Origin of the sequence: Desulfosporosinus lacus DSM 15449 (assembly GCF_900129935.1) — a bacterium.
In the GTDB taxonomy this organism is placed as follows: Bacteria; Bacillota; Desulfitobacteriia; order Desulfitobacteriales; family Desulfitobacteriaceae; genus Desulfosporosinus; species Desulfosporosinus lacus.
Genome location: NZ_FQXJ01000006.1, coordinates 166,169 through 177,875 on the forward strand (window position 1 = coordinate 166,169; position 11,707 = coordinate 177,875).

14 protein-coding genes are annotated in these 11,707 nt (G+C 40.0%); 4 read left to right on the forward strand and 10 right to left on the reverse strand.

Going from position 1 to position 11,707, the window contains the following annotated elements; translation table 11 throughout:
* Positions 1–4: 4 nt before the first annotated feature.
* The 4 genes from BUB11_RS09680 to BUB11_RS09695 all read right to left on the reverse strand — a co-directional run bounded on the left by BUB11_RS09680 (position 5) and on the right by BUB11_RS09695 (position 1,972).
* Positions 5–625, reverse strand: coding sequence for a nitroreductase family protein (locus BUB11_RS09680; RefSeq protein ID WP_073029555.1), 621 nt, complete (start codon positions 623–625; stop codon positions 5–7).
* Positions 626–638: 13 nt separating this feature from the next.
* Positions 639–1,256 (reverse strand): hypothetical protein, encoded by a 618-nt coding sequence (locus BUB11_RS09685; protein ID WP_143187594.1) that lies wholly within the window; start codon positions 1,254–1,256, stop codon positions 639–641.
* A 57-nt stretch (positions 1,257–1,313) separates the two neighbouring features.
* Positions 1,314–1,643, reverse strand: a complete 330-nt coding sequence (locus tag BUB11_RS09690) for an NHLP leader peptide family RiPP precursor (protein ID WP_073029557.1) — start codon at positions 1,641–1,643, stop codon at positions 1,314–1,316.
* A gap of 101 nt (positions 1,644–1,744) precedes the next feature.
* On the reverse strand, positions 1,745–1,972 hold the full coding sequence (locus BUB11_RS09695; protein WP_073029558.1) for a hypothetical protein: 228 nt from the start codon (positions 1,970–1,972) through the stop codon (positions 1,745–1,747).
* Positions 1,973–2,307: 335 nt separating this feature from the next.
* Between BUB11_RS09695 and BUB11_RS09700 the strand changes: the two genes are divergently transcribed.
* Positions 2,308–2,535, forward strand: coding sequence for a hypothetical protein (locus BUB11_RS09700; protein ID WP_073029559.1), 228 nt, complete (start codon positions 2,308–2,310; stop codon positions 2,533–2,535).
* A gap of 586 nt (positions 2,536–3,121) precedes the next feature.
* Here BUB11_RS09700 and BUB11_RS09705 read toward each other — a convergent pair.
* Complete coding sequence (locus BUB11_RS09705; RefSeq protein WP_073029560.1) at positions 3,122–3,646, reverse strand: 3-isopropylmalate dehydratase small subunit; 525 nt, start codon at positions 3,644–3,646, stop codon at positions 3,122–3,124.
* A 15-nt stretch (positions 3,647–3,661) separates the two neighbouring features.
* Complete coding sequence (locus tag BUB11_RS09710) at positions 3,662–4,948, reverse strand: 3-isopropylmalate dehydratase large subunit (protein WP_073029561.1); 1,287 nt, start codon at positions 4,946–4,948, stop codon at positions 3,662–3,664.
* Positions 4,949–5,344: 396 nt separating this feature from the next.
* On the opposite strand from BUB11_RS09710, the gene BUB11_RS28780 reads away from it, so the two are divergent.
* Positions 5,345–5,470, forward strand: a complete 126-nt coding sequence (locus BUB11_RS28780; protein WP_282433995.1) for a hypothetical protein — start codon at positions 5,345–5,347, stop codon at positions 5,468–5,470.
* Between the two features lie 430 nt (positions 5,471–5,900).
* On the forward strand, positions 5,901–6,167 hold the full coding sequence (locus BUB11_RS09715; protein WP_073029562.1) for a hypothetical protein: 267 nt from the start codon (positions 5,901–5,903) through the stop codon (positions 6,165–6,167).
* A 571-nt stretch (positions 6,168–6,738) separates the two neighbouring features.
* Here BUB11_RS09715 and BUB11_RS09720 read toward each other — a convergent pair.
* Both BUB11_RS09720 and BUB11_RS09725 read right to left on the reverse strand, forming a co-directional pair.
* Positions 6,739–7,173: a hypothetical protein gene (locus tag BUB11_RS09720; protein WP_073029563.1), complete on the reverse strand. Its 435-nt coding sequence runs from the start codon at positions 7,171–7,173 to the stop codon at positions 6,739–6,741.
* Positions 7,174–8,151: 978 nt separating this feature from the next.
* On the reverse strand, positions 8,152–8,832 hold the full coding sequence (locus BUB11_RS09725) for an SGNH/GDSL hydrolase family protein (RefSeq protein ID WP_073029564.1): 681 nt from the start codon (positions 8,830–8,832) through the stop codon (positions 8,152–8,154).
* Between the two features lie 413 nt (positions 8,833–9,245).
* Between BUB11_RS09725 and BUB11_RS09730 the strand changes: the two genes are divergently transcribed.
* Positions 9,246–9,455: a hypothetical protein gene (locus BUB11_RS09730; protein ID WP_073029565.1), complete on the forward strand. Its 210-nt coding sequence runs from the start codon at positions 9,246–9,248 to the stop codon at positions 9,453–9,455.
* A 29-nt stretch (positions 9,456–9,484) separates the two neighbouring features.
* On the opposite strand, the gene sstT is transcribed toward BUB11_RS09730, so the two are convergent.
* Together sstT and BUB11_RS09740 are read right to left on the reverse strand one after the other, a co-directional pair.
* The gene (sstT, locus tag BUB11_RS09735) at positions 9,485–10,717 is read right to left on the reverse strand and encodes a serine/threonine transporter SstT (RefSeq protein ID WP_073029566.1); all 1,233 of its coding nucleotides are present in this window, start codon (positions 10,715–10,717) and stop codon (positions 9,485–9,487) included.
* Positions 10,718–11,011: 294 nt separating this feature from the next.
* A complete protein-coding gene (locus tag BUB11_RS09740) occupies positions 11,012–11,704 on the reverse strand; it encodes a formate dehydrogenase subunit gamma (protein WP_073029567.1) in 693 nt (230 codons plus the stop codon).
* Positions 11,705–11,707: the final 3 nt, after the last annotated feature.

Below are 11,707 nucleotides of genomic sequence, written 5' to 3' on the forward strand. Positions count from 1 at the left end.
GGGGTCATAGTGGTATAAGCCGGAAATCCAGTCCGCCGCATTTTCCTACCGTTAAATATATCTCTAGTTCGTGGCAGGCGCCACCGCCCGGATAGGGTCGGGCACTGGATTCATACATTATTCCCCTTTGGGGGTCAGCGGGCCGGATACTTTTGACCCGAGCAGTGCGGTATAAAAACTCACCGATTTGCTGGAGGGTAATCGCTTCCGGGGCGTAGTCCCGAATGGAATGGCGTTCTTCCAGCACCAGGGTGAAGGGATAATCTTCTTCTCTGAGATGTTCCAGATCAGGCTTGGCCAATTCGATTATTTCTCCCCGCATCGGGGGCTTGCAAACGGGCAGGGGTGCCATCTCCGGCCAGAAACGGAACGTCCCTCCCAGAGGTTGATCCTGTCGGCCATCCCGGACCCGGGAATGAAACAAGAGGTCATGAAATTCCCATTGCCGTAAGACCTCGTCTCGGTCCTCCGGGATTCCCCCCCCTGCCTCGTCCGCCGGTTGGCTCACCCCTGCTGCGCCAAACAACTGCAACAACAGCTTGACGTTTGCGGAATCCGTTCCGGGAATGGCAGCACAAAGTTCCTGATAAGTGACCGGGCGGGACAACAGGCCCCAAAGGGCCATACCGAGCCAGCCATCAAAGTTCCAGCCGCACAGGCTGAATAGGGGTCTCAAGGACAGTTTTGTGGTTCAGGCAACGACTGTAAGCAAAGCGAGAGAGCACAAATCGCTGGTCAGAGCCAATTTCCGAAAGACGAAAATTAAACCCCTGACCGATCACTACCAACCTAGCCAGACTTTGCCCGTCATTGATCACCGACCAGGTGAGGAACCCCAAGCGGGACAACTGTTTTATGTACTGAGGTAGATTGGACAAAAACCACTCTTCAGCCTGGGCCATATCCTCCAGTTCCTCCTGGGTTGCCCCACCGGCGGCCAGTATCAGCAGGGCTTTGACCGTGCCGGGAGTTGCCTTTGACAGCGGCTGAGTTATGTAACCGGTATCGAGTTCCACCCCGCCTCCCGGGGTTTCTTCAATACTAATCCCTTCCTTTAAACCAATTACGATCTTAGGCATGGCTGAATTCACCCTTCTGTTAGTCTTATAGCTAAGCCACCACGGCCGTGGCGAAGTGGGCCTGTTCAAGGGCCCGGTAACCGCCAGTACGACCTTGAAAATAGCGTTTCTGATGCCAAGCATTCCAGCGGCAGACGTTCTTGTTGGGGAAATAAGCTGCTCGGCATATACAGACAAAAGGAATCCCGGAGAAGAAACGCTTCCCCTCCGGGACAAATGCATTATGGTTTTGTGCTATTTTCCGTAAAGCGTAAACGGTATCGGAACTAAAAACCCAGTCGTGGTTCTGCCCCCCGCCACATTGTCTAGTGCCTCGTCTGAAAGCTCCTCAGGCATTGTAGGCAGGACGAGGTATAGCGCATTGGCTGGCTGCTGAATTACCTTGACCTCCAGGCCTGCAGGCAACTTGGAACCTTCTTTCAGCTTGCCCATTTCTTGTTCCACTACCGCTTTTGGGTTGGCGAGCAGTTCCTGACGGAAGCTCTCGTCCTTTAGGGCTTTGACAATCAGTTCATTATGGAACTCTTGCCAGCTGGGTAGGTTTGGGGTGCTTTGTTCACTCATGATTTGTTTCCTCCAAAGTTTCTATTTGAAGACGTGTCTTTGACACGTTTTTCATCGTTTTTACTTTACATATGGGTTAATACGTTTGGGTCCTGATTTCATTACATGTCCGAATGAAATATTTCCATATGCACTCTCTCTGGGCAACGTTTTCCAATTACTAATCCTTTTCGTTTACGAAAGGCACCGTTCTTAACTACTTTTTCAACGACCATATTGCTTCTCTCATTCCCAGATGCTTCACTAACAATCGCTTGGGTCTGATTATCAAGCGCGCTAGTCGTTTCGTCAAAGAACAAAATATCTTCATTACCTAAGGTTTTTATCATCCTTGATGTGCTGAAAAATGTGTTATTCAGTATGTTTTCTGGTACTTTCTACATATCTTTTCAATCTCCTCCAAGATAGCGGAAAATGATCCAATATACAATGAAAAATCTATTATACTTGTATAATCTGCTTTTAATAATCGATTGCGGGCTATGTTAACAATATCGTCTGCATTTGAATTCACACCATTGCTATTTTTAAAATCACAAATCTATTATTAAATAGTCTAAAAACTATTAATATTGTACAAAAGAAGGAAATTCAGAATTATTCGCGAACTTTATCATTAAGAGAAGGTGCCCTTACATATTCATCTAAAAAAGGAGAGAAGCTTATGAGAGGAAGATCTTATGTAATTGATAACCGAAACAAGAAATTAAATGGGAACTTCAAGGCCGCCGTAAGAGAAACTGCTGATATCATTTATTTAAGGACATCATACGACTATAGTGCTGCAAAAGAAGACCAAGAAGATGGCAAAAGAGCGATTATTTCTGTGAGCATAATCATCGCATTTTTATTCATCTATACTTTTATTGTTACGGTTTCAAATTATAATTAAATAAAATCTTCATTTCCAAGGCTTTCATTTAAAATAAATCTAGAGTAACCACTATTAAATGCTCCTCCGCATTCGCATTTTATTCGCAGGTTTGTAGTAGTTCCTCGTAAATCTGAACTTTCCGGATGCTCTTGCAGGTTCAATCTTTGCCGGTTCGGCCCTCTCCCCAATTGTTCTTGTCAATACAAATGAGATCCTAGGAACACCAAGTTCGGAATACCTCAACTTCTTTCGACCAAGAAGACATCCATTACAATGATACCCATTTCCCAGAAACGCTGAAATCATTCAGAAATGAACTGATTTCAGCGTTTTTTAATGTTGTCTCCACTGCCGCCTGAACAATCACGACTTGATTCTGTTCCAGTCAACCTCTAAATCATTAAAAGGACAGCTCAATTTCTTTACCCAATTCTTTGTAATTTTTTCGCCTTTCTAATAAAAAAAGCGTGCTGTCGCACGCGCTCAAATCAGTTATCCACAAAACAAAAATCTTATACTTTCCTGTACAATAAAAAACCTGCAAAACCAAATGGTTAAGCAGGTTTAAAGCAATACAGCACAATAAATAATTAGCCTTAATTAATCAATAGTTTTTATCAGCGTAACCAACCCAGCCGCCTTCTTTAACAAGTGTCTTGTCAAACTCGCCGACTTTAAAATCAATTTCTTCTGATTGATCCGATGAAGTTACAATGATCTTCTCTTTATCAATGTCAATTGTTATTGAAGTCTCTTTCCCCGCGAAGTTCTCAAAAAGATATTCGATCTTATCTTTAGGTAACTCAATGGCAAACATACCACAATTATACATATTCTGTCTGAATATTCTTGCGAAACTTTCAGCAATCACTACATTGATTCCATTTACTTCAAACGCCCATGGAGCATGCTCTCTGGAAGAACCGCAACCAAAATTCGCTCTTGTTACAAGCACAGCTTTGTCTTTAATATCTTCTTTAGTGTTAAATCCGGCGAGAGACAAATCCTCTAATAAATACGGTTTCAATGCCTCTTTAGTGATTTCAGTAAGATACTTTGCCGGAATGATTTCATCGGTATTGATATCACTTCTATCCAAGAATAAGACTTTTCCGCTAAATTCTTTCATTTTTCCCTCCGATACTTACGCTTTATAAAATTGTGAGTTTGTTATTTTTCCTACAATAGCTGAAGCTGCAGCAGTAGAAGGACTCATCAGATGAACTGTACCGCCTTTTCCCATTCTGCCATTAAAATTTCGGTTTGTTGTAGAAGCACAGGCTTCACCATTAGCAAGAACCCCATTACTCATGCCAAGACAAGCTCCGCAGGTTGGGTTTGTAACGCAGAAACCAGCGTTCTGGAAAATCTCAATTAGTCCTTCTTTTAAGGCCATAGAATAGATAGCTGGAGTTGCAGGACTTACAATAGCGCGTACGTCGTCACTTATTTTTTTATCCTTAAGGATACTTGCAGCAATCCTCAGATCTTCTATACGACCATTGGTACAACTTCCTATATAAACCTGATCAATTTTTGTATCTGCCATTTCATTGACTGTTTTTACCTGGTCTGGTTTGAACCCGAAAGTTACCATTGGTTCTAAATTAGTAACATCATATTCATACACTTTTTCATAGGACGCATCCGCATCGGAAATCCATTTTGAGTATTCTCTCAAAGCATCTTCCCTTGTGCTAAATTCGTCTTTAATGAATTCCCATAGGTATTCCACGGTTGTCATATCCGGATAGCATATTCCACAAGTGCCTCCGGCTTCAATTGCCATATTACATAATGTCATACGTGATTCCATTGACATGGCATCGATAACCGGTCCGGTAAATTCTATGACCATGTTCGTTGCACCGTTAACCGTCAGTTCTTTAATAATAAAAAGTATCAAGTCTTTGGCATAAACACCCGGTTTTAAGGTGCCATTAAGCACAAATTTAATGGTTTTCGGAAAATGGAAGGCACATACACCCTTAAATATACCGACTTCAAGGTCAGTCGTTCCGACCCCTGCAGCAAAAGCTCCAAACGCTCCATGAGTACAGGTGTGCGAATCCCCCATAATAACTGTATAACCCGGTCTTACAAATCCTTTTTCCGGGAATATTGCGTGACAAACACCATTTCTTCCAATGTCAAAAAAGTCTTTGATATCATGCCTTTTAGCCCAATCACGCAGTATCTTTCCCTGTTCAGCAGTTTTAGAATCTTTCGCAGGCGTTACATGGTCTATGACAGCTTTTATCTTTGTGGGATCGAAGACTCTGTCCATTCCCCTTGCCATAAGATCTGTGATAGCAATCGGTGTGGTAATCTCGTGACAGAAAACCCTATCCAATTTTAATACATGGGTATCAGGAAACGGCATATTTACCCTGTGTGCATCAAATATTTTCTCAGCTATTGTTTTTCCCATTTTCTTCTCCTTGTTATCTTAAAAATAATTTTTGTGCTGATTAATTAAACCTTCTACTCCCATTCTATAACAAATCCTTGCAGTATAAAAGGGATAATTTTTTACACTATATTAAATCCAGCTCTCAACGCATCTTTCCCGTGTATGCTATGCAACAATTTATCGTCCGTTCTTGTCACGTCATTCCTCAATCGAAGAAATGAAATCGATCACACCTTTGCATTCTTACACATCGTAAAGATACGAGGCTACGATGTTATCCTAACCCGATTCTATCGACACATAAAAGTTACTGTTTTTATCATATAATCAACGAACATTCATCGGACATGCTGAATAGAATATATCAAGAACCTTCTCATCTTATTGGATCCTATTATGGGGAGGTGAGGTAGAATGTTTTTAATTGGACTCTTAGGATTCTTAGGATTTTTGGCGTTTATAGTTGCATTATTGTTGTTAATTTCTCCATGGTTATGGCTCGTCGGACGAATCGCTGTACCTGTTCCTGTAGCGGGTTAAGGAACTGGGCCTAGGTTTAATGCCTAGGCCTTTTACATTGGGAATTCCTCCTGTAGGGAATTTGAACCTCCTGTGACAAGAATACTTGACAGGCATATTGCCAAACTCGAAGCTAGAACTTTCCTATTAAATATGAAGTCCCCTCCGCTTTATAATACATAAAGCAAAATTACAAGAATAGCGCCTATCTATGATTTATCCATAATGAACTTGGACATGCTAGACCTGCAACACTAAACGATATGTAAACCAGATGGAAATGTATGATAGAATCTGCGATTTGAAGAGTTAGGCATGAGTTAAGCAATCATGGGCTACTCGATTTGCAACTCTTTAAATATTTTTAATTAACAGGGGTTTTTCTTTTTATGTCGAATTTTGTTAGTTGGACATAAAATACCAAATCTTTTTTTATTAAGGGGGTGATATTATGAGTTATCAAATCGATGGTGCCATTGTTAAGGAACAGGATATTACGTTTGCTATTGTGGTAGTTAAACCTCATATAATCAAGAGCAGCGTTGAAACTCAAGCAGCAAGAGATGCTTATCGTCATATTTTTCCCGGTATGCCAATCATCTTAATGGGCGAAAACGCGGAAGGAAAACCTGCTTACTATGGGCGAAAAGATATCGTCAAATTTCTTGCAAAGGTAGATCCCCACAGAATTCCTTGGAAGCGTTATATAATTACTTGATAAGTTCGGACGCTTAGCAACTGTCATATTTTACAACCTCCTCAGAGATACTATTGTTACTTAAACTTACCATGCAAAGCCCCTGATCACGATCAGGGGCTTTGCGTTTGTTTTTTGTGTCTAAATAACCAAGAACATTCAATTGAAATGTCAACGATCTCCCATGTTTTTAATCCCGTGGTCATCCCTTCTTTACTCTTCCAATAACATCCAACAGACATGCTGAATAGAATACATAAGGAACCATCTCAATCTTAGAGAATCTAAAACAGAGGAGTGAGGTATATGATTCTAACTGCATTAATCACAATTATTATCTTATTGTTAATCATCATATGGGAACTGTTAGCAATACTCCAAAGACCGCCTAGCCCACCCGTCCCACCTAAACCACCAAAATCACCCAACTTAATAAACCTGTAACAGTTTAGCCTAGGTATAAATACCTAGGCCTTCTTTCTGACTAATTGAAGTCTCATATATGAAAATCTAATCTTATAATTATTTCCTCAAGGACAGGAGAAGATTCAAGGGAACTTAGTTACATTTGTCCAAGGTAACATACGCAGTATTAATCTTCGCTGACATCTTTTAACCCCCAAACGTTAATTGGAAACTCGCCCAAAAGAATACCATCAAGGTATACTTCAGATCTATATTCTCCATTGGTACCCAAGATAGTGTTCCTTAAATTCATGTCAAAAAAAACGCCCAGTAATTCTTGAGGCAAGTTATTGATATTACGTTGAGGTGGAATGATAATATTGTCCCCGGAATCAACGATCACCAGTGAGTCTGGCTTAGGCCCAATAAACTTATACTTAATACAATGCTCTACGCTAGTATCGAGATCAATAATACCAACTCCAATCACAAACGAAAATTGACAAGGAATCAATGGAGGGGTTAAAACATTCAATGGATTAATCAGATGAACTCTCGGTCCATTAGGATTCATTTCATTCAAGTGTTCTTGCGCGTATATAAACGTGGTAACACGAGCCACAATTTTCAACTCCCTTCTTTATATGATTAGATTATTACATACCCTTGTCCAAAAACATGTCGAAAATTGCCTGAAAATTATAAATTCAAGAAGCCCTCTCAGGGGTTCACCCCCTCCAAGAACATTCAAAGGACATGCTGAATAGCATGTATAGAGACTCATCCGAACGAATACAGAAGGAGTGAAATGTATGCTGACAGCATTAATAATCATTATTGTTCTATTATTAATAATCATCTTGGAACTGCAAGGACTCAGAAGACCACCAGCTCCACCACCAAAACCATGCAGATACTATTAACGATTAGCTGTGAATTTTAGCCTAGGTATAATAACCTAGGCCCTTTCTATTTATAAACCCAAGAACCTTTACGGACATGCCGAATAGTATATAAAAGGACTTCTCCTTCTTATGGGAATCTAAATAAGGTGGTGAAGTGAATGCTTTTAGGTCTTTTACGTGTCATAGTAGCATTGTGGAGAATTATTACTCGATTGCTCGGATTCATTGGAAAAATCACTGTACCTGCACCCGCGAATTCTTAAAGGTTTGGGCCTGGGCATTTATTGCCTGGGCTTTCTTCGTACTGGTCTCCAGACTCTAAATTATCTCGCTTCATCTGATCCATGAACATTCAAAGGACATGCTGAATAGTATACATCAAAAGCCTTCTCCTTCTTATGGGGAATCCAAATAGGGGGGTGAAGTAAATGCTTTTAGAGCTATTAGCATTTTTAGGTTTTTTAGGATTTATAGTCGCATTATTAATAATCTTTTCTTTAGTGTTAATAACAGTAATCCCTGTAGTTCTCCCTTCATAGTTTTGCCTAGGTTAATAACCTAGGCTTCTTACATAACGTGATATCTTCCTGCTCCTCCTCTCATTTGATCAGTGCCTTATATTCCCGCATCCTCAATTAAGCCACATTCCGTACGAAAATGTGGCAAGCGCCTGCAATGTCCTATTACGGGTTAATTCACCTGACTGTGTTTATCCCTGTAACTAATTGATTAAAGATGTAGCTTGACATTAGCTTATACCCCTTGTCATTTGGATGAAGTCCATCTATTAAATAGTCTGTTAAGGTAACTTGATCTTGTGGAAATGCACTCCATACATCTAATAAGTTCGATCCAGTCTTAGCAGATACATTAATAATTGTTGTTCTGATACCTAGAAATAATGATTCGTCTGCAGAAACCATTGGAGGTTCAACGATGCAAAATATATCTGCATCAGGCGCTCTGGTTTTAATATCATTGATTAACTGTGTATATTTTTCACTGAACTGATCTGGCGTGTCAAAATTTCTATCTATTCTTCCTGTGCAAATAAATACAGCGTCTGTAGTATTTACTATCTCTGTTGCTCTCGTTAAGCTATAATCTATGAGATGTCCTGAAGAAGCCTTGTTGTTCCAGACTATGTCATTTGAGTATTTGTTGGCTAAAGACGTTTTAAGCTCAGAATTCCATCCAGTTGTTGCAGGATCTGAAGCCCCTTGACTGACTGCAATTGAGTCCCCAAGGATCACGGCGTTGACTGTACCGCTTTTTAGCTTGCTAATACCCGTTAAGGTATAAACTTCAGTAGCTGTTGGAGTGGCCATAGCTAACAGCAGTGTTGCAGATAATAAAAATATAATTATCTTCTTCATGGCTCTTACTCTCTTTCTTCATTCCAGATACTACCCCTTATTTCACTAATTCAAACAAGACTCCCACTATAAGTGGGAGTTCCTTATTCTGCTTCACAACTTTATCTTTACTTTCCAAGTGTTGCTAATTAATCCGTCTTGCATAGTCTTCTACCTGTTTCCTAATTATATCTTCAAAAATCCATTTCATGTAGGCAAAAATTATATTAGCATCAATTATTATTCATTAACCTCTGAAAGATGGGGTTATCTTTTATTTTTAAGAGATTGGAATACACACGCAGATTACTTTCTCCTTAGGGTAATAAGAATTTCGTGCTTAAAGTCCTATTCAAATATGACTAACGACATATGCTCATGCTATCCTTTCTCTTGTAAACTGTAGAAAAAAGTCGAAAGGGGTTTTATGCGCAATGTATGTAAAAACAAGCAAACTTGGTACTTTACTAACCGCTCAAATGCTGAGTGAAAAAGAAGAGTCTCCTTCTTTGGTAGGCGATTGCATCACTCGGAAAATGACACCTGACGAATGGGAGAAATATGGTCCATTAAATATAAGTGAAAGTAAAATCATTAAGAAACCTAAAACTTTTAATAGGGGTTCATCTCACCTCCGACCGTAAGAATGCGGTCGGCTTTTTCATGAGAACTTCTATCTTTTAATAACGATTTCTTTTCCTTCTTTACGTAACTTAGCAAATTCAGCTGTTGCTGTGAAAAGTACGTCCGTGGAGGAGTTAAGTGCCGTTTCGAAAGAGTCTTGTAAAACCCCTACGATAAACCCTACCCCAACTATCTGCATAGCCATGTCATTTGGAATTCCGAATAAGCTTGCTGCTAGCGGGATCAGCAATAGCGAACCACCAGCTACCCCTGAAGCACCGCAAGCGCTTACAGCTGCCAGCACACTAAGAATTAAGGCCGTAGCCATATCCACTTCAATACCAAGTGTGTTAACCGCTGCAAGGGTCATAACAGAAATAGTAACAGCTGCACCAGCCATATTAATAGTAGCGCCTAATGGAATGGATACCGAATATGTATCCTTATCCAAGCCTAAATTTTCGCACAAGCTCATATTTACAGGAATGTTTGCCGCTGAGCTCCGTGTAAAGAATGCCGTAATACCACTTTCCCTTAAGCACTTGAACACAAGTGGGTATGGGTTTTTACGAATATTTAAGTAAACAATAATTGGATTGACAACAAGAGCTATAAAAACCATACATCCAATCAGAACTGCAAGTAATTGTCCATAGCCAAGTAAGACTTTGATTCCACTTGTAGCAATTGAATCAAATACGAGACCCATGATACCTAACGGTGCAAATTTTATAACCCACCTTACTATTTTAGTTAAGGCTTCGGAAAAATTTGAAATGATGGTTTTAGTAGAATCTGGCGCATCTTTTAAAGCAAAGCCAAGAATCAATGCCCAAGACAATATACCGATATAGTTGGCATTGAAAAGTGCTTTTATTGGGTTATCAACAACATTCATCAGTAATGCTTTGAGGACCTCTACTACACCGCCGGGAGGAGTGACATTCTCTGCGCCCGCAGCAAATGTTAAGGTTACCGGAAACATAAAGCTTACAACAACCGCTACCAGTGCAGACACAAATGTCCCTAATAGATAGAGGAAGATAATGGGCTTCATATTGGTCTGATGACCGCTCTTATGTTGTGAGATAGCTGACATGACCAAGAAGAAGACCATCATTGGGGCAATTGCTTTCAAAGCACCTACAAATAAAGCACCAAAAATTGTAATCGGTTTTGCTGCTTCTGGGATCGTTACCGCCAAGATAATACCGATAAACAAACCTATAATTATTTGTTTTACAAGGCTCAATTGATTCCACTTGTTCATAAGATTACTCATAATCACATACCTCCAATAGATAAAATGATTTCCTAGCAATTAACCAACTATTATTAATAAAGCAGCCTAAAACGGCTGCTTTATTAATGATCTTACCCAAATTAATTTCTTTCCTTTTAATTGAATTCCCCTGTTAGTTATACTATCAAGCATTTTCCATTTAAATGTAATGAAATCCCCAGATAAGAATTAACACAAGCGCAATCGGATAGATTACCATCTGAAATATGGTCAGTGGCAGGCTTTTTCTGTACTTGTAATATTGTGACATATCAGCCCTCCTTCTATTATGTCCTAACTGGATGCTTCGCTTTCCTTATCAAGTCTTTCCAACTCCAATGGATGATCTTCTTCCATTTCTTCTCTGGTTATTGTCCCTCTGTACCATACATGATTCATTGGGAAAAACCTGGGGCTGAAGTGGGAGTTGAAAAAGTGCCAAATGAAAATAGCACTGATAGCCAAGATTGCTTCATCCGTGTGGGCATATCTTGTGGAATCAATGACCCACCGCGGCATATAGCGGGTAAAAATCTGCGGAAACCACATCATTAAGCCTGACCCTCCCATGATGGCCATACCCCAAAATACTGCCCAGTAGTCGAACTTTTCTTTATATGTGTAACGATCAAATTTAGGCGGATCTTTTCTTAGGCCTAATAAATACTGTACGTCGTGAATCACATCGAGAACGTCCTTGCCCTTTGGCAATATTGCCAGGGATAGTTTCTTCGTCACCATGGGATAGATCACTAAATAAAGCAAGTGATAAACAAAATCCACCAGCATAACTGCTCCCGCAAACAGATGAACAGCAAACAAGTTATCAAAACCGCCGAATATCGAGACGATCCATTGGGATACAAGGTTTTGCTCAAACTTAATGGGCAATCCCGTAATTGTTAAAACAATAAAGCTGGTAAACATCCCGATATGCTGAATACGAAGGTGGAGATCAAAACGTTGAAAAACATGCTTTTTTTCCACTGA

What these genes read in the sequence shown, in the direction of transcription:
- BUB11_RS09680 (WP_073029555.1), bottom strand. Translation starts at nt 625, where the DNA reads ATGGCCCTTTGGGGCCTGTTGTCCCGCCCGGTCACTTATCAGGAACTT.
- BUB11_RS09690 (WP_073029557.1), bottom strand. Translation starts at nt 1,643, where the DNA reads ATGAGTGAACAAAGCACCCCAAACCTACCCAGCTGGCAAGAGTTCCAT.
- BUB11_RS09695 (WP_073029558.1), bottom strand. Translation starts at nt 1,972, where the DNA reads ATGATAAAAACCTTAGGTAATGAAGATATTTTGTTCTTTGACGAAACG.
- BUB11_RS09700 (WP_073029559.1), top strand. Translation starts at nt 2,308, where the DNA reads ATGAGAGGAAGATCTTATGTAATTGATAACCGAAACAAGAAATTAAAT.
- BUB11_RS09705 (WP_073029560.1), bottom strand. Translation starts at nt 3,646, where the DNA reads ATGAAAGAATTTAGCGGAAAAGTCTTATTCTTGGATAGAAGTGATATC.
- BUB11_RS09710 (WP_073029561.1), bottom strand. Translation starts at nt 4,948, where the DNA reads ATGGGAAAAACAATAGCTGAGAAAATATTTGATGCACACAGGGTAAAT.
- BUB11_RS28780 (WP_282433995.1), top strand. Translation starts at nt 5,345, where the DNA reads ATGTTTTTAATTGGACTCTTAGGATTCTTAGGATTTTTGGCGTTTATA.
- BUB11_RS09715 (WP_073029562.1), top strand. Translation starts at nt 5,901, where the DNA reads ATGAGTTATCAAATCGATGGTGCCATTGTTAAGGAACAGGATATTACG.
- BUB11_RS09725 (WP_073029564.1), bottom strand. Translation starts at nt 8,832, where the DNA reads ATGAAGAAGATAATTATATTTTTATTATCTGCAACACTGCTGTTAGCT.
- BUB11_RS09730 (WP_073029565.1), top strand. Translation starts at nt 9,246, where the DNA reads ATGTATGTAAAAACAAGCAAACTTGGTACTTTACTAACCGCTCAAATG.
- sstT (WP_073029566.1), bottom strand. Translation starts at nt 10,717, where the DNA reads ATGAGTAATCTTATGAACAAGTGGAATCAATTGAGCCTTGTAAAACAA.